At 47.5% G+C, this 16,853-nt stretch carries 14 protein-coding genes and 1 pseudogene; 8 read left to right on the forward strand and 7 right to left on the reverse strand.

What is annotated here, in order from left to right; genetic code table 11:
• Positions 1–22: 22 nt before the first annotated feature.
• Positions 23–1,513, forward strand: a complete 1,491-nt coding sequence (arfA, locus tag JUF10_RS03890) for an arabinosylfuranosidase ArfA (RefSeq protein WP_203640902.1) — start codon at positions 23–25, stop codon at positions 1,511–1,513.
• A 62-nt stretch (positions 1,514–1,575) separates the two neighbouring features.
• Here arfA and JUF10_RS03895 read toward each other — a convergent pair whose 3' ends face one another.
• Both JUF10_RS03895 and recQ read right to left on the reverse strand, forming a co-directional pair.
• Positions 1,576–3,822 carry an ATP-binding cassette domain-containing protein gene (locus tag JUF10_RS03895; RefSeq protein WP_203640903.1) on the reverse strand — a complete coding sequence of 749 codons (2,247 nt, stop codon included), beginning with the start codon at positions 3,820–3,822 and terminating at the stop codon, positions 1,576–1,578.
• A gap of 142 nt (positions 3,823–3,964) precedes the next feature.
• Entirely contained in the window at positions 3,965–5,737 is a 1,773-nt protein-coding gene (gene recQ, locus JUF10_RS03900; protein ID WP_203640904.1) for a DNA helicase RecQ, read from the reverse strand.
• 440 nt (positions 5,738–6,177) lie between these two features.
• Between recQ and JUF10_RS03905 the strand changes: the two genes are divergently transcribed.
• The 5 genes and pseudogenes from JUF10_RS03905 (at position 6,178) to JUF10_RS14250 (ending at position 8,886) form a co-directional block, all read left to right on the forward strand.
• A complete protein-coding gene (locus JUF10_RS03905; protein ID WP_203640905.1) occupies positions 6,178–6,618 on the forward strand; it encodes a MarR family winged helix-turn-helix transcriptional regulator in 441 nt (146 codons plus the stop codon).
• Between the two features lie 65 nt (positions 6,619–6,683).
• Entirely contained in the window at positions 6,684–7,781 is a 1,098-nt protein-coding gene (locus JUF10_RS03910; protein ID WP_236008151.1) for an FAD-dependent oxidoreductase, read from the forward strand.
• 45 nt (positions 7,782–7,826) lie between these two features.
• Positions 7,827–8,042: pseudogene (locus tag JUF10_RS14075) on the forward strand (oxidoreductase dimerization domain-containing protein); the annotation flags it as partial.
• 207 nt (positions 8,043–8,249) lie between these two features.
• Positions 8,250–8,522, forward strand: coding sequence for a type II toxin-antitoxin system RelB/DinJ family antitoxin (locus JUF10_RS03915; protein ID WP_203640906.1), 273 nt, complete (start codon positions 8,250–8,252; stop codon positions 8,520–8,522).
• Between the two features lie 121 nt (positions 8,523–8,643).
• Positions 8,644–8,886, forward strand: a complete 243-nt coding sequence (locus JUF10_RS14250) for a hypothetical protein (protein ID WP_373301268.1) — start codon at positions 8,644–8,646, stop codon at positions 8,884–8,886.
• Positions 8,887–8,998: 112 nt separating this feature from the next.
• Here JUF10_RS14250 and JUF10_RS03925 read toward each other — a convergent pair whose 3' ends face one another.
• Positions 8,999–9,874, reverse strand: coding sequence for a tyrosine-protein phosphatase (locus JUF10_RS03925; protein WP_203640908.1), 876 nt, complete (start codon positions 9,872–9,874; stop codon positions 8,999–9,001).
• Positions 9,875–10,088: 214 nt separating this feature from the next.
• Here JUF10_RS03925 and JUF10_RS03930 point away from each other — a divergent pair, with 214 nt between their 5' ends.
• Both JUF10_RS03930 and JUF10_RS03935 read left to right on the forward strand, forming a co-directional pair.
• The gene (locus tag JUF10_RS03930; protein ID WP_203640909.1) at positions 10,089–10,826 is read left to right on the forward strand and encodes an ion transporter; all 738 of its coding nucleotides are present in this window, start codon (positions 10,089–10,091) and stop codon (positions 10,824–10,826) included.
• 120 nt (positions 10,827–10,946) lie between these two features.
• Positions 10,947–12,350: a C69 family dipeptidase gene (locus tag JUF10_RS03935; RefSeq protein ID WP_203640910.1), complete on the forward strand. Its 1,404-nt coding sequence runs from the start codon at positions 10,947–10,949 to the stop codon at positions 12,348–12,350.
• A 41-nt stretch (positions 12,351–12,391) separates the two neighbouring features.
• Here JUF10_RS03935 and JUF10_RS03940 read toward each other — a convergent pair whose 3' ends face one another.
• The 4 genes from JUF10_RS03940 to JUF10_RS03955 all read right to left on the reverse strand — a co-directional run bounded on the left by JUF10_RS03940 (position 12,392) and on the right by JUF10_RS03955 (position 16,779).
• Positions 12,392–12,550 (reverse strand): hypothetical protein, encoded by a 159-nt coding sequence (locus JUF10_RS03940; protein WP_203640911.1) that lies wholly within the window; start codon positions 12,548–12,550, stop codon positions 12,392–12,394.
• Complete coding sequence (locus JUF10_RS03945; protein ID WP_203640912.1) at positions 12,543–12,716, reverse strand: hypothetical protein; 174 nt, start codon at positions 12,714–12,716, stop codon at positions 12,543–12,545. The genes JUF10_RS03940 and JUF10_RS03945 overlap by 8 nt, the downstream gene beginning before the upstream one ends.
• Positions 12,717–12,947: 231 nt before the next feature.
• Positions 12,948–14,024 (reverse strand): hypothetical protein, encoded by a 1,077-nt coding sequence (locus JUF10_RS03950; protein ID WP_203640913.1) that lies wholly within the window; start codon positions 14,022–14,024, stop codon positions 12,948–12,950.
• Between the two features lie 220 nt (positions 14,025–14,244).
• Positions 14,245–16,779, reverse strand: coding sequence for a M1 family metallopeptidase (locus JUF10_RS03955; RefSeq protein WP_203640914.1), 2,535 nt, complete (start codon positions 16,777–16,779; stop codon positions 14,245–14,247).
• Between the last annotated feature and the right edge of the window lie 74 nt (positions 16,780–16,853).

Below are 16,853 nucleotides of genomic sequence, written 5' to 3' on the forward strand. Positions count from 1 at the left end.
ATTATCTAATGGAGGTTTTTTCATGCAAGGAAAATTAACCGTTGACCCCAGCAATCAAATTTCAAAGATTGACGACCGGGTCTACAGCGCTTTAATCGAACACCTCGGCCGCGCCGTTTACGACGGTCTTTATAACCCAGGAAATGCCAAGTCCGACGAAAACGGCTTCCGGCAAGACGTCGTTAAGGCCGTCAAAGACTTAAATATCGACTTGATTCGCTACCCCGGTGGGAACTTTGTCTCCGGCTTCAACTGGGAAGATAGCGTTGGTCCCAAGGAAGACCGACCAACTCGTCTCGATCTCGCTTGGCGGAGCATCGAAACCAATCAATTTGGTCTCCATGAATTCATGAAGTGGACCAAGCAGACTGGCACCCGTCCAGACATGGCCGTCAACTTAGGGAGCCGCGGCATCGACGCTGCACGCAACCTCATCGAATACTGTAACTTCCCCGGTGGCACCTACTGGAGTGACCTGCGGAAAAAGAATGGTGCTGACAAACCATTTAACATCAAGACTTGGTGCCTGGGTAACGAAATGGATGGTGACTGGCAGATTGGCCACAAGAACGCCGAAGAATACGGTCGCTTAGCTCACGAAACAGCTAAGGTCATGCGCCTCGTTGACCCCGATATCGACTTGGTCGTTAGTGGGAGTTCTACCCGTGAAATGGCTACGTTTGGCAGCTGGGAAGAAACGGTCCTCGACCACACTTACGATGACGTTGACTATCTCTCCCTTCACCGTTACTACGGCAACGAAGAAAATGATTTGCATAATTTCTTAGCCAAGTCAGTCGACTTCGACGAATTTATCGGTGGTATCGTTTCTGTTTGTGATGCCGTTAAGGCCCGTAAACACAGTGACAAGACCATTAATTTGGCACTGGACGAGTGGAATGTTTGGTACCACTCCCACAAACAAGACGACGAAGCAACGCCATGGCAACAAGCGCCACATTTGCTGGAAGATCACTATAACTTTGAAGACGCCTTGATGGTCGGCACCATGCTGATTACGTTGCTGAAGCATGCCGACCGGGTCAAGATTGCCTGCCTCGCCCAACTCGTCAACGTCATCGCACCAATCATGACGGATGACAACGGTGTCTGGTTACAATCCATCTTCTTCCCATTCATGCAGGTCTCCAAGTACGGTCGCGGTGTGGCCTTAGCTCCTAAACAAGAATCCGCCACCTACGACAGCAAGGACTTCAAGGATGTTCCTTACTTGGACAGCCTGGCCGTTTACAACCAGGAAGATGGCGAAGTCGTCGTCTTTGCCGAAAACAAGGGTGAAGACGCCATGGACTTTAGTACCGATCTGCGTGACTTAAAGGCTAAGGAAGTTGTTGAAGCAACCCAATTCTACGGCTACGACATCAAGCAGACTAACGAAGACCAAACGATGGCCATTCAACCAAATAACGATGTTCACTTAGACGGCAACGTCTTGAGCACCACGTTACAACCCTTATCTTGGAATATGTTCCGGATCAAGGTCAGCGATTAGTGGTTAGTCACTAACCTAAAAAGAGTCGATGGCAGAAATGTCATCGGCTCTTTTAATTTGGGTTAAAGGTAGTCCGCCGTAACTGACCGCTGTGCCTTATGAATCCCATTTACCGGTCCCTCGTAGAGCACTTCGCCCCCGTTGGCACCACCATCAGGTCCAATATCGATCAGCCAATCGGCACTACGCATCACGTCGAGATTGTGTTCAATCACGATAACCGTGTTCCCTTTATTCACTAACTTATTGATGATTTGGATGGTTACGGTAATGTCCGAAGGGTGCAACCCCGTTGTCGGCTCATCCAAAATATAGATATTCCCCTTCTTACTTAGCTCTTTGGCAATCTTTAAGCGTTGTCCCTCGCCACCAGATAAGGTATTCAGTGGTTGACCCAAGGCCAGGTAGCCCAGACCGACTTCAAGCACCCGTTGCAGTTTAGTAGCAACCTTGGTCCCCTTGAAAAACTCAGCTGCATCTTCGACCGTCATAGTCATAATATCGACAATATTCTGCTGCTGATACTGATACGTCAATACCTGCGGGTCGAAACGGCCACCGTGACACAAGGAACATTCAACCGTGGCATTTTCCATGAATGACAGGTTCAGCTCGATGATGCCCTTCCCACCACACTGTGGGCAGGCGCCCTTTGAGTTATAACTAAATAGGCTGTCGCTCACGCTATTCTCGTCCGCCAGCAACTTTCGAATATCGTTCATCACCCCAATGTAGGTGGCCGGGTTCGATCGACTATTGGCATGCAGGGGACGCTGATCAATTCGAATCGCCTCCGGATGTTCCGGCGCAAAGACCTGTTCGACTAACGTACTCTTGCCAGATCCGGCTACCCCGGTCACAACAGTGAAGAGTCCTTGGGGAACATTTAACACGGCATCCTTCAAATTGTGCAAACGACTCGGCTGACTCGTGATAAATTGCTTGGGTGTCCGTGGCTGCGGATTCTCTGGCAAATGCCGTAATAAGTACTTCCCAGTTAACGTATCAGATGCCAATAGCTCTGGGTAGGTCCCTGTAAACATAATCTGACCGCCATGAGTCCCGGCCTTAGGGCCTACATCCACGACATAATCGGCCACTTTGATCACATCAGGATCGTGCTCAACAACAAGAACCGTATTGCCTTTGCTACGCAATTTGATCAACAGGTCATTTAGTCGGTGGACGTCGCGTGGATGAAGTCCTGTACTAGGCTCATCCAAAATATAAATCAGGTTCGTCAGGCTGTTGGCTAAGTATTTGACCGTCTTGACTCGCTGCGATTCACCACCGGACAAAGTCGTCGATTCTCGGGTGAGGCTCAGATAATCCAATCCCACATCAATTAGACCTTGAACTCGTTCACGAATGCTACTGATCAAACCGGTCATCCGCTCGTCTGTGAGTTCGTTTAAAACCGCTACTAACTGATTCAATTGCATATCGGTCAATTCAAACAAGTTATACCCCTTAATCTTAGAAGCTAGCACCTGTGGGTTGTACCGTTGGCCTTGGCAATCCGGGCAAGGACTCATCGCCGCAAATTTTTCGATTTTCTTACGGGCGCCATCACTGATTCCCTGACTCGTTTTCAAGTTCTGCCGGTAAAATTGCTGCTCAATACCTTCAAACTTCGCCTTTAGTTGTGATCCCCGGTAAGCAACAGTCACTTCAGTTGGTTCACCGTTTAGTAACAGATTCATTTCGTCAGCTGTGAAATCCTTAACTGGCCTGTCCAAGTCAAACAAACCGGTAGCGACCAACGTTTGATAGTAATAAGACGTGACATTGTACCCTGGCAACTGAATCGCACCGTCTGCCAAAGATTTGCTCTGGTCCAGTGCAGCATCGCGCTGGAGGACGTAGGTTTTCCCAATCCCCTCACAGGTGGGACACATCCCCGCCGGATCATTGAAGGAAAAGGCATTGCTGGCCTGACCGTACTGTGGTCGACCAAATCGAGAAAACAGGATTCGGAACAAGGCATTGATATCGCTGACGGTTCCCAGAGTTGAGCGGGCATTGCCCCCCAGCGGTTTCTGGTCAATCACAATGGCCGTTGATAGGTTATGCACCTCATCAACGTCTGGTCGGTGGTAATGCGGTAAATAGAGCCGCGTAAAACTGTCATATGTACTATTTAGCTGGCGACCGGCCTCCTGCGCAATCGTATCAAACACAATGGATGACTTCCCTGACCCGGAAACACCGGTAAACACGGTTAATTTATTCTTAGGAATCCGTAGACTAACATTCTTCAGGTTGTTCTCACGGTCATTTACAATCTCAATAAATTCTGGATCTGACATGGACATAACCTCCATCTGATTGGCTTGACGACACAATGGAAGTCTAGATTACCATAGTCAAGGCCCTAAACAAAGTGAAAAGTCCCCAAAATAAAAGAAGCAGGTCGGTTGAGGAAACCGGCCTGCTTCTTAGACTATAACTTTATTTATTTTCCCGGATAACATCCATAAATGTCTCGCCATACTTCTCCAATTTGCTCTGACCAACACCCTTTACGGATAGAAATTCTTCATCACTCGTCGGTAGCACTTCACACATGCCATGGAGTGACTTGTCCGAGAAGATAACGAACGGCGGCACGTGCTGTTCCTCGGCTAGACTGCGCCGTAACTCACGGAGCTTACCAAAGAGTTCATCGTTCTCTGGCACTAGCCGCTTAACCTGCCGGGCCATCTTACGATAAACCTGTTCTTCCCCCTTGAGTACCGCCGCACCATTAGCCGTAACCTGCAATGTCGGGTACTGACCACCAACACTCTGTAGATACCCTGCCGCGGAAAGAAAGTCGATTAGTTCGCCGACACTCTTTTGACGCTGCCCTTGCATGATGCCATACGTGGGCAACTCCTCCAAATGGTTCTCACGAATGCGCTGGTTGTGTGCTCCCGTCAGGACCTGGGCCACAATTCCCTTACCATAACGTGACCGCAAGCGAACAACACATGACAACACCTTTTGCGCCGCAGTGGTCACATCTTGTGCTTCTCGATCATCCAGACAGTTGCTGCATCGGCCACATGGTTCCGACTCCTCACCAAAATAGCTCAAAATGAACTGTTGGAGGCAACCTTGTGTATTGGCGTATTGGCTCATGACCTGCAATTTATGATAGGACCGCTGCCGATGTTCCTCATCCATTTCTTCAGATTGATCAATAAAGAACCGTTGAATCTGTAAGTCCTGTGCTCGATACAGCAGAATAGCTTCACTTGGCAAGCCATCCCGACCGGCACGCCCTGCCTCTTGATAGTAAGCCTCCAGCGTTCCCGGAACCTGCGCGTGAATCACAAACCGGACATTGCTTTTGTCGATGCCCATTCCAAACGCATTAGTTGCGACCATGACCTGAATTCGGTCATATAGGAAGTCTTCTTGGTTCTGTCGCCGCTCTTCATCGGGCAGTCCCGCATGATAAGCCGCGGTCTGAACGTGATGACGCGTTAACATCTTCGTCAGCCGCTCAACTTCCTTGCGCGTGCTGGCATAAATGATTCCCGTTTCACCAGAATTAACCTTCAAGTAGTCTAAAATGTAACGATCAGTATCTTGGTTTTTAACCACCGTTAGATTGAGATTATCACGAGCAAATCCGGTATTGACCTCATTTTGTGGCGCAATCTTTAGCTGCTGCCGAATGTCGTCTGCTACCTGTTCCGTGGCCGTCGCCGTGAGTGCTAACACTTGCGGTTGGGTCGGCAACTGTTCAATCGCCGTGCTTAGCGCAAGGTAACTGGGCCGAAAGTCATGGCCCCATTGTGAAATACAGTGTGCTTCATCCACGGCCAATAGATCGATTGGTAAGCGTCCCAAGGCCTGAATAAAGGCTGCTGAATCCAAACGCTCGGGGGCAACATACAGCAATTTGTAGGCGCCATCGTGTAACGCCGCCAACCGTTCCTGAATCTCTGGCCATTCCAGCGAACTGTTGATAAAGGTTGCCGGAATGCCACTATCAATTAACGCATCGACCTGATCCTTCATCAAGGAGATCAGTGGGGACACAACTACCGTAATTCCCGCAAACAGCATCGCTGGGATTTGATAACACAGGGACTTTCCCCCACCCGTGGGCATAATAGCTAGGCTACTGTCCCCAGCCAGCACATGTTCGATCACTGCACGTTGGCCCGGACGGAATTCGTCGTAACCAAACGTTGTCTTTAATACTTGTTGTGCTGCCGCTAAATCTATCATTGCTGGCTCCTTAAATAATCGTTTCTTCTTTATATAGTCCTACTCAATATTTCTATTCTAAAGGCTAAGGCCAAGTAATACAACCGAACGCCATGTAACTTTCCAACACATGCTCGCAATGAAATCTTTAATCTTTCTAAATTGCCCTGATGATATTACAGCATTAACATAAAAATTTTTTATAATAAATTACCCATCAAATCAAATCACAATCACCCTCACATTTCTAACGATATGGACAGTTTCTAATTACCGTGTAAAACCGTCGTACCAGGAAAAGGTAACGATTTCAGGCAGTTTGTAGCCCTTATAACAAGCTAACTATTTAGATATTAATTAAACCAACATCGTCTGTAATGTTCACCGAATATAGTTGACAGCTAAGATGAACTAGCCTATAGTAAATTAAATCGTACGCAATTGAATTGGAGTGATCGCGCATGGAACCAGACGATATGACCTTAACCAACCAATTATGTTTCTCGGTCTACCACGCTAGTCGCCTATTTACCAAGTTTTATAAGCAGGCGCTCGAACCGTTTCAGCTGACTTATCCGCAGTACCTGGTTTTACTCTCGTTATGGGAAGAAGATCGGCAACCGCTACATAAGCTGGGGGAACGTCTCGACTTTGGTAGCAATACTCTGACACCTTTATTGAAGCGGATGGAAGCAAACGGTTGGTTGACACGTAGTCTGCCAGCCACCGACCACCGGCAATTAATTGTCTCCCTGACTGAACAGGCACGGGATGCGAAACCAGAAATATTTACCGCTATCCATCAATGTGTTGTCCAGCAAAACATTGACGTTAGTAAATACAACGATACCCTGGCTATGAACCATGAACTGATTGCTACCCTACAAAGGATGCTCAAGTAGCATCTTTTCTTCACTCGTATCAATCGTGCACGACTAAAATTTTAGAAAACGAGGTTTTTCAATCAATGACAGAAACAAATTACGACGTCGCCCTTATCGGCAGTGGTCACGCAACTTGGCATACCGCTGTTACACTCAAGCAAGCAGGCAAATCAGTCGTTCTCATCGAACGGGACATGGTTGCTGGCACCTGCATCAACTATGGTTGCGATGCTAAAAGCTTACTAGATGGCCCCTCTGAATTGCTCACACAGCTTAAGAATTACCATGACCAAGGGGTGACAACTGCAACTATTGTTGATTGGAAAAGCTTCATGGCCTACAAACATCGCGTTATTGATTCCCTTCCCAACCAAATGACGGCCCTCTTTAATCAGATGGGAATCGATATTATCCATGGCTCTGCCGTTCTCATGGGGAACCACTGCATTCAAGTTAATGGCGAAATTATCCGCGCCACAAACATTGTTATTGGGACTGGTCAGCATTCCAAACGGTTGCAAATTAGTGGCCGCGAGTTCATGCACGATAGCCGTGAATTTCTTGAGCTACCCGAATTACCCGATCACGTGACTCTCATTGGTGCCGGCATTATTTCCCTGGAATTTGCCGCATTGATTATGCAGTTGGGGGCTCAGGCGACAATTATCGACCGCGGTTCGCGCGAGGTAAAAGGTTTTAGTTTCGATCAAGCAACCAAGCTCATTGCTAAAATGGAGGCAGCCGGCGCCACCTTTTACTTCAACGAAACGGTCCTCGCCGTCGATGTGACGACCGATGGCTACACCATCGCCACCGCCAATGGCGTGAAGATTGCCACCAACTATGTTCTTGACGCGACAGGTCACGAACCAAATGTGATGCACTTGGGCTTGGAAAATGCCGGCATTCACAGTAACGCCAATGGTATTGAAGTCGATGAGCATTTGCGGGCCAATGGCGATAATATTTACGCTAGTGGCGATGTCATCGACAAGCAATTGCCAAAGCTGACACCGACCACAACGTTTGAAGCCAACTACATTGCCCGTCAAATCTTAGGTGACACAGCCCCCATCGCTTACCCGGTCATCCCCAGTGTCCTTTTCAGTCTGCCACGGTTAGCTCAAGTCGGCGTGACGGTGGATGAAGCCACCGCCAACGCTGAAAAGGACTTTGTGTAAACAATTCCTTATGGCTGATTATTTGCATTTGAATATAAAAATGAAACGGATGCCGAGATTACGGTTGTCTTGGACCAAACGAACCATTTAGCCGGTGCTGCTATCTATGGCATGGATGCCCCTGACTTGATCAAGATGTTGGTCATAGTCATTGAGCAACGACTAGATGCCACGGATCTGAGTCGTCTAATCTTCGCCTTCCCCACGGCCACGCAGGGACTCATTGATGGCCTGACGCCAGAAATGGCAATGGAAGCTTAATTTAATACACTTGAACTGAGTTGATGCGTGAACATCGACTCAGTTTTTTTGACTAACAAAAAATAAACAACGGTAAAATACGGAGTTATCTATATCAGACTAAATAGCTAAAAGGAGTGGATCACTATCAACAATTTAAAACATTTTTTTAGAAGAATCCCAAACTATGTGCTACAATCGGAGTACAAATTGAAAGAAGGGGTTTCAATGACCGCTGTCGCAAGAATTCAAGTTCGGATTGATGCTGATATTAAGCAAAAAGCAGAAACTAAATTAAAACAAAATGGGCTGACTATTTCTGATTTCACTCGAATTATGATGACCAATGTCGCTAATGGCAAGTTCGATAATGCCCTAGAAGTTGTCAATCAGAAGGTTAATGACTCCCTTCAAGAAGTTATTAATCAATCAAATACACACAAGCTCCAAGGTTATTCGGACTTAGATTCCCTAAATGCCGCCCTCTCTAATGAAGACTAAAGCTCAGATATTTTTTACCCGACGTTTCAAGAAAAATTTCAAACGTATTAGAAAGAATCCGCGCTGGCGGCCAATCTTTAAAACAACTGAAAGTAGCGGCCCGTCACCCTGGAATAAGGTTATGACGCTGCTCCTTGATGAGCAACGTATTCCCAGGTATTTCTATGCCCACGCTATTCATGCCAATACAAAGCTAATTCATAGTTTAAACGCCAAGTATCCCCAAGAAGATCTGCATCTTTCCGTGATGGAACTTCATTTCGATGGCCATAATGGTGACCATCTGCTGGTCTTTATTAAGATTCCGTCCAAACACGAGGTCTACCTCATCGACATTGGGTCGCATGCCGAAATTTTTCGATAAAATAAACTTCGGCGCATGAGTGATTTTCTAACTAACGCTTTCCATACACCTTCCAAAAAAGGTTCTGAACAAGTCAACGTTCAGAACCTTTTTGGAGGAGTTTACATTTTAGTTACTTCGTCAAATACATTGCCCGTAATTGCGCCTTTTTGTGGGCATTCAATCCAATTTGAGTCTTCAAAAAGTTATCAACTGAACCATACTTCTTGTCAATCGTCTTGTAGGCTGCGTTCAGATATGATTTTTTAACTGCCTTCAACCGACGGAAGTTTGCCCGTGCATTCTTATTCGTTGTCACCTTATCCATAGCTGAAATGGCAATCTTATTTTCCTTAGCCAAGTTATGGTTGGAACGTAGGTATTCTTTCATAATGGTCTGCTTGCTGACACCCATTGCAGATAAGAAGAGCATTGCACCAATACCAGTACGATCTTTACCATCTGTACAGTGGAAAAGTGTTGCCCCCTGCTTCTGCTTCAGTAATTGATTGAAGAAGACCTTGTAGCCTTTAATTGAAATCTTATCGCTGACTAATCCCTGGTAGAACTCTGGCATATGATTAGGATCCATAGTTGCTAACTGCTGGGCAAATTCTGCTTGTGAGTTACCCCCGAAGTTAGAATCCTTGACGACACCATCTTTAATATATTTTACATTAGTAATCTTAACATCTGGTGTGTTCTTGATCTCATTACCCGAACGGAAATCAACCACCGTTTTCAACTTATACGTTGATTTAATGACCTTCACATCATTCTTCGTGTAGTTGATCATCTTGTTCGACCGGATGATTCGATGAGCTTTAATCCGATGGCCATTTTTAGTCTTGATGCCCCCCATATCCTGAACATTGCTAGCACCTTTCAAAGGGACCTTAGTTCCATAAATCGTTTTACTTGCCGCGTTAGCAACAATTGGTGCTCCCATGCTACCAAATAACATTGTTCCCAGCACAACGGTTAATCCTGTCTTCATCATGTGATTCATACTTTGTTTCCTCCCCGAAATATGTATCTCCTCCAGTTGTAAACGTTACCACAATTAAAACACCCCGTAAAGGATTAATCCGTATTTTATATTGTGATTATGAACTAAATTGGTCGACAACCGGTATAGTTAGCCCACCTCCACTACCGAGCCATCCCCTTGTGTGCCTACGTTTCAACCTGTCATACTTAACACGATTAAGGGGGTGAGTCGTGTGAACCGTTGGCAAAAAGCATACAACATTGGCGTTGTTATTTTGGCGCTCTGGTCCATTACCCTGGCTATTCTTGACTTCTCCAACCTCATTCACATTCAAGACTGGCCCTGGTCCGTGATGGACGATACCATTCTCGCCGTTTTTACCGTGGACTACGTTGTCCGGTTCGGTCAGGCTAAACGGAAGTGGACCTTCTTTCGGCAAAATATTTTCGATCTACTAGCCATCATTCCGCTGAGTACCATCTTCAGTTTCTTCCGTCTAGCACGGGTTACCCGTCTATTTCGACTCATCCGACTATTCCGGTTCGTCCGCTTAGTCGGCTTCATCGGCAAGCTTCGCCATACTTTGAAACGATTTCTACGCACCAACGGCTTTATCTATCTGGTCTGGGCCTGCATGGCTATTTTGATTCTGGCCGCTACCCTCTATTCCTATGCCGAGCACGTTTCCTGGGGAGAAGCCCTCTGGTGGGCCATCGCCACGGCCACAACGGTCGGCTATGGTGATGTCGCCCCACATACAGCCATTGGCAAAGTAGCCGCCACAATTCTCATGTTGGTCGGTATCGGCTTTATCGGCGCGCTGACCAGTACCATTACCACCTACTTCGCTAACCGCGGCAAGTCTTCCGAATACCAACGCGTTACCAAGCAACTGACTGCCATTGAAAAACAGAATCAAGAATTACGGAACTTGCTGCAAGAACTACACCAAACTAAAAATGATGAGTAAATTGCGGTCGCCTTCATTGCGGCCCCTTTTTATTGGTCAACTCCTGGCAACATCTATACAACCACTTCTCTTCCACCACGCTTCAATGATATAATACGGGTTAAAAGGAGTGCTGCATTCATGGAAAAACGAATTAAAGGTTCATGTACCACCATTTTGGTTGGGAAAAAGGCGTCACTCGATGGGTCAACGATTATTTCACGGAACGACGATGGCCACGAAGCCCTCGATCCTGAAAAGTTTGTCGTTGTTAACCCTGCCGACCAGCCCCGCGACTACAAGGCTGTTATCAGTGGTGTCGAGGTTAAATTACCCGATAATCCATTACGTTATACGTCCATTCCAAACTCAATCCTAACGAACGGTATCTGGCCAGCCGCTGGTATCAACAGCGACAACATCGCCATGTCCGCGACTGAAACGATTACCACTAACTCTCGCATCTTGGGCATCGACCCTTACGTTGCTGGCGGTATCGGCGAAGAAGATTTGGTCACGTTGGTCTTGCCATACATTCACAGCGCGCGCGAAGGGGTTGAACGTTTGGGCAGTCTCCTGAAGGAATATGGGACTTACGAACCAAACGGGATTGCCTTCTCTGACAACAACGAAATTTGGTGGCTAGAAACCATCGGTGGTCATCACTGGGCTGCTAAGCGAATTCCAGATGATGCCTACGTCGTCGCTCCTAACCGGATGAACATTGACTTCTTTGATTTCAGTGCTGACGATACCATGGCCTCCGATGACTTGGAAGACATGATTGAAACCTACAGTTTAAACCCTGATTTTGACACGGTTAACCTGCGTCACATCTTCGGTAGTGCTTCCACTAAGGACACGGTCTACAACAACCCCCGTGCTTGGTTCGGTCAAAAGTACTTCTCCCCTGATGTCGAACAGGACCCGCAAGACCAAGACCTACCATTCATCTGCCATGCGAACCGGAAAATTTCCATTGAAGACGTTAAGTACGTGTTGAGTTCTCACTTTGAAAACACGAAATACGACGTTTACGGTGACGGATCTGAAGCCGACAAGACGAAGTTCCGTCCAATCGGAATCAACCGGAACCACGATGTGCACATTCTCCAAATCAGAAATAATGTGCCCGACAGCATTGCCGGTATTCACTGGTTAGCCTTTGGCGCCAACACGTTCAACACGGTCGTTCCTTTCTACGCCAACGTTGACGACACGCCAGCCGTTTACAAGGATGCCGATGGCACGTTCAACTTGAATCATATGTACTGGTTAAGCTGCACCACGGCCTTGCTGGGTGACACGGACTACGACTTATACGTCGACTTCCGTAACACCTTTGCTTTGGAAGCCATGGGTGCTTACCGCAAGATTCAAAATGACACGGATGCCGCTATCAAGAATGGTGCCGACGTGAAGATCTTGAAAGACGCTAATGAAAAGTTGTCTAACGAATCCTTCACGCGTCAGACCAAGTTGCTTGGTGACATGGTCACGTTCGGTTCTGAACACATGAAGTTACGGTACAATTTAAACGATTAAACGTAAAGCCTTCCTCAATCCGGGGAAGGCTTTTTATTGAATTACTGAACAATCTCCCGAATGTCACGCATCCCAATAAATAAAGGATACGTTTCTGGAAAGACCGCCACCCGGTCATAATTCATGTGCAGATATTTGAATTCAAAATGCTGATAAAACTCCACAGCACTTGGCAATTTTCTAATATTAATCTTATACATCAAAGTTGGCCCTGCTTAATGCCGCTGATATTTTATCAAGCTCGCATTGCTTCTCAAAAGTAGTTTCTTGGTCTTGGGGGGCAAGCAGGTTCATAACATATTTCAGTTCTGCCCTACTTTTAACTTCAATCACTTGTTTTAGATCATTGCTTTTCGCTACAGACATTTGACTTCCCCCTTAATTCTAATTTGAACCGCATCTGCCATAGAATCTTTACGTTCCACCAAGTATAACTGCCTAACCCTATCAGTGTATAGCACAATCTCAACTTAATCGAAAACGGGTGTCCATCGCCGCTACATCAGCAATGAACACCCGCTTCAATTATCCATAAAATTATCGTTACCAACAATAACCCCTACAACCACTAAAGCAGCACACCCATTTAGCCTTAGTCTAAAACTTCAGTTCATACTCAAAGCCCAGCTTCTTATAATAGTCCAGCTCAATAAAGTCTGTAGGCCGGACCTCACCATCGCGCTTCTCAAAGTAAGCCACGCCCGCCAGCTTCAGCATCTTATAGACGAACTGTGAACAAAACAGGATATTGGGCCTGGCAGAATGCCGCGACACCAGGCCCACCATGTTATAGGCGCTCCCCTCCCGGTTGATCTCAGCAATCTTATCCAAGACGAACTGCTTTTGCTCACGCGTCACCAGTAAACTATACACGAGCAACGACGCCCCTTGCTTTTGATGGAAAAACTCCAGCGTTTCGGCATTCATCCCCGGCGGATAGACATTGTCCCCACCGTTATAGGAAATGATTGTCGCCAAGTCGCGGTCAAACGCCAACGACACGTGGTTAAATTGTTTACGAGTAAATACCGAAATCATTTCACTGGCCGCACTTCCAGTATTGGATACCGCCAAGTAGAGGTGCTCATCGGCTAACGTGGCCTCAGCCGCCGCAAAATAATCGTCCGTGAGCGTACCGTGGTTGATGTATCGCATGGCACTGTGCCGCGGCAAGTCGGCTAAAATGGTCTTCAAATGGGCCACCGACACCTTATCTTTCGCCGCAGCCGTCTCCGCCATAATATCCGAAAACTTGTCCGTATTCCGTCGCAACTCCGCAAAGCTCACGGTCGTTGCCTCTTCCACGGTTGGCAGATAAAAGGCAACTTGGTTATTCGTCGTCACAAAACGCTCGACCCACAGTGGTAGCAACACAATTACAACGCTAACCACCTTATCCAGAAAATACAGAGCGGACCAGCCCCGCAGCGGAAAGACGACCGCCGAAACGAAGACGATTTGAATCGCCAACATCAGACTATAGACGACGGTCAGTCCGATTTTAGCAGGCTTAGGAAACTGCGCTAGCCATGTCCGTACCAACATCATGGCCGCCACATAGATGTAGGTGATAATTAAAATCGGTTGATTCGCAAGTAAATACAACAGAACTAATAAGATCCAGCCGATTCCCCGAATCTTAATCGATTGAAAATAGTCCACTATCGCACCCATTGGCACCCCTCTTTCGTTCAACATCAAAGAGCGTCCCACCGGCATCGACGAGTCAGCCGTTTTGTCGGTGTCACGCTCTTTCATTTATCATTAATTATAGTTGCATTCAGTATAGCATAACCATCATTATAATCGGGACAACTATCGAGCTTATAACGATCATTGACCACCAAAAAAGCTCACCAGAAATCAACTTCCGGTGAGCTTTCATCGTAAATGTTTATTTTACAGCTTCAGCAACGGCATCATTCACAGCCGTCTTTTCGTCTTCAATCAAGGCGACACGGGTTTCGATGACCTTGGTGTCCATCGTTATTTCCCGGGTTAACCCTGGCGTATTCAATTTCGGTTCGAAGAAGGCCTTAAATTCAGCCAACCGTTCTGGTGTGTGGAAAACACCAGTCGTCACGGTGATGTACGTGGTGAATTCCATGTCGCCACCGACCGTGTCCTCTAGCCATTGCCAATCGTTTCTGATCCAATCCCAAGCGGCTTGTTCACCCTTGGAATTGTTCAGCACGCCGCGGTACCAAGCCCGCAAGTCTTGGGGCTTAACGGTATCAGCGTCCTCAAAGACACCGATCAATTTGGCAATCAACGTCGCATCCGGCGTCGCTGGCAAGGCCGCAGCGAGGTCAGCCTTGTAGCTGGCGTCACTGGACTTCCGGTAATCGTTCAAGAGTTGGTCGAAGACTTGGGCATCGCTAAAGTTTTCCACTTCATTGGCCAAGATGAAGACCCGGACAGACGCTGGCAAACTAGCCAAGTTGTCTTTATGGGCAACAAATAGCTTGTGCGCAGACGCAATCGAGTCAGGATTCTTGGCGTACAAAGCCGCGTTCAAAACGAATGGCCGCGTCAATTGGTCGTCGTTAGATTCACCGGCCTTAGGCGTCCAGCTCAACCGTTCAACTTGTTTAGCACTCAAACGATCAAACAATGCCCGTAAGGCTTTTTCTTCGGCAGATTCTGGCGTTACAAACTTCTGTAGGTTACCAGCAACACCGTAAAGCACATCGTTAACGACCGTCGATTGACTGTCCGCAAACCGACTCAGCAATGGCACGATAGCGGCGTAAGAAATTTGCCGACCTTCAGCCAATAAGCGTAGGTCTTGGAGCAACTGCAATTGGGCAATTGCATCTAAGGAGTCTAGGTTAGCTAAGATGTCTTGCAGCAAGGTGTCGTCGTACTTCACGATGAAGTGTGAGCTGTTGCCGACGTTTAAGCGGAATGGCTTGCCGCTGGCCTGACGCAATTCAGCGTAGTCGCCCAAGGTCACAGACTTGTCCGCTAAAATTTCAGGAACAGCGTCGTAGTTACCATTCAAAGGCACTTGCCATTGACGGCCGGCATCCTTGCCTTCACCGACAAAGAATTGTTGCTGGTTGATGGTCAATTTTCCATCGACGACTGCGGCGGAAACGACTGGATAACCAGGTTGTTCGAGCCAAGAAGTCATGATGGCCCCAACGTTCATGCCAGAAGCGGCACCCAGAGCAGCCCAGAGATCAGCCCCAGTAGCGTTGCCGTAATGGTGGGTGGCAAAGTAGTTCTTCAGCCCGGCCCGCAAGGCATCGTCACCGATCAAGGCGCGAACCATAACTAACATCCGTGCACCCTTGGCATAAACGATGGCACTGTCAAACAGTGCGTCGATTTCGGCTGGATCTTCAACCTGCACGTGAACGGATTGGACACCGTCAGTGGCATCCCGTTGCAGAGCCATTGGCGCTTCGGACGTCTGGAAGACTTCCCAGATGTGCCAGTCGGGTTCAATGGCGTCGATAGCGACGTATTCCATCATGTTGGCAAAACTTTCGTTCAACCAGAGGTCGTCCCACCACTTCATGGTCACCAGGTCACCGAACCATTGGTGAGCCAATTCATGGGCGATAACCGTAGCGACCCGTTGCTTCGTTTCAAACGAGGTGTTGTCGGGATCTAAGACCAGGTAGGCTTCCCGGTAAGTAACCAACCCCCAGTTTTCCATGGCGCCGGCTGAGAAGTCAGGCAAGGCCAACTGCCAAGAATGAGGAAGTGGATATGGCGTCTGGTAGAAGTCTTCGTAAAATTCGATAGAGCGCTTGGCAATATCCAAGGCAAAGTCGAGTTCCTTAGGCTGATGTGCTTTGGTGGAGAAAACGCCGACCTTGACGCCACTCTTAGTGGTGGTCAATTTGCTCTGCATTTCCCCGAAAGCAAAGGCAATAAGGTAGGAAGACATGCGAACCGTGGTGTCAAAGTAATGAACCCCGTTGACAACCTTCACTTCAGGCATGTTGCTGATGACGGTCTCACCCGCGTGTTCGTCGAACTTGATAGCGAGGTCAAATGTAGCCTTGGCTTCGGGTTCATCAACACATGGGAAGGCTTGGCGGGCAGCGGTCGTTTCAAACTGCGTGCCGATCAATTCCTTCTTCTCCCCGTTGAGTTCATAGTAAGATGGGTAAATTCCCATCATGCTGTCGGTCAGCGGTGCGGTGAAGTCGATGGCTACCGTAGTCTCGCCGGTCTTACCCAGGTCGATGTGGATGCCTTCGCTCTGGTCGTCAAAGGTAAATGGCACGTCCTTGCCGTCAGCTTTAACGGCGCTGATGGTCATAAACTTCTGATGGATTGCGATGTTAGCTTGCTTGGCGTCACCAGTAATAGTGGATGTCCCGGAGATCAGCTTCGTCGCCCGGTTGATGTCGAGGTACACGTTGTAGTGCGTTGGTTGGAACAGTTCGTAAAAATGTGTGGATTCTGCCATATTTTTCTCCTTAAATTGTTAGAATAAACTCATTATACGACAATTGGTTGTGAGACGCCACGAATGACGCGAGT

The organism is Levilactobacillus andaensis (genome assembly GCF_016861695.1).
GTDB classification, from domain to species: domain Bacteria; phylum Bacillota; class Bacilli; order Lactobacillales; family Lactobacillaceae; genus Levilactobacillus; species Levilactobacillus andaensis.

Bases quoted from the DNA above. Each gene is read 5' to 3' on its own strand.
- arfA (WP_203640902.1), top strand. From the start codon at position 23: ATGCAAGGAAAATTAACCGTTGACCCCAGCAATCAAATTTCAAAGATT.
- JUF10_RS03895 (WP_203640903.1), bottom strand. From the start codon at position 3,822: ATGTCAGATCCAGAATTTATTGAGATTGTAAATGACCGTGAGAACAAC.
- recQ (WP_203640904.1), bottom strand. From the start codon at position 5,737: ATGATAGATTTAGCGGCAGCACAACAAGTATTAAAGACAACGTTTGGT.
- JUF10_RS03905 (WP_203640905.1), top strand. From the start codon at position 6,178: ATGGAACCAGACGATATGACCTTAACCAACCAATTATGTTTCTCGGTC.
- JUF10_RS03910 (WP_236008151.1), top strand. From the start codon at position 6,684: ATGACAGAAACAAATTACGACGTCGCCCTTATCGGCAGTGGTCACGCA.
- JUF10_RS03915 (WP_203640906.1), top strand. From the start codon at position 8,250: ATGACCGCTGTCGCAAGAATTCAAGTTCGGATTGATGCTGATATTAAG.
- JUF10_RS14250 (WP_373301268.1), top strand. From the start codon at position 8,644: ATGACGCTGCTCCTTGATGAGCAACGTATTCCCAGGTATTTCTATGCC.
- JUF10_RS03925 (WP_203640908.1), bottom strand. From the start codon at position 9,874: ATGAATCACATGATGAAGACAGGATTAACCGTTGTGCTGGGAACAATG.
- JUF10_RS03935 (WP_203640910.1), top strand. From the start codon at position 10,947: ATGGAAAAACGAATTAAAGGTTCATGTACCACCATTTTGGTTGGGAAA.
- JUF10_RS03940 (WP_203640911.1), bottom strand. From the start codon at position 12,550: ATGTATAAGATTAATATTAGAAAATTGCCAAGTGCTGTGGAGTTTTAT.
- JUF10_RS03945 (WP_203640912.1), bottom strand. From the start codon at position 12,716: ATGTCTGTAGCGAAAAGCAATGATCTAAAACAAGTGATTGAAGTTAAA.
- JUF10_RS03950 (WP_203640913.1), bottom strand. From the start codon at position 14,024: ATGGGTGCGATAGTGGACTATTTTCAATCGATTAAGATTCGGGGAATC.
- JUF10_RS03955 (WP_203640914.1), bottom strand. From the start codon at position 16,779: ATGGCAGAATCCACACATTTTTACGAACTGTTCCAACCAACGCACTAC.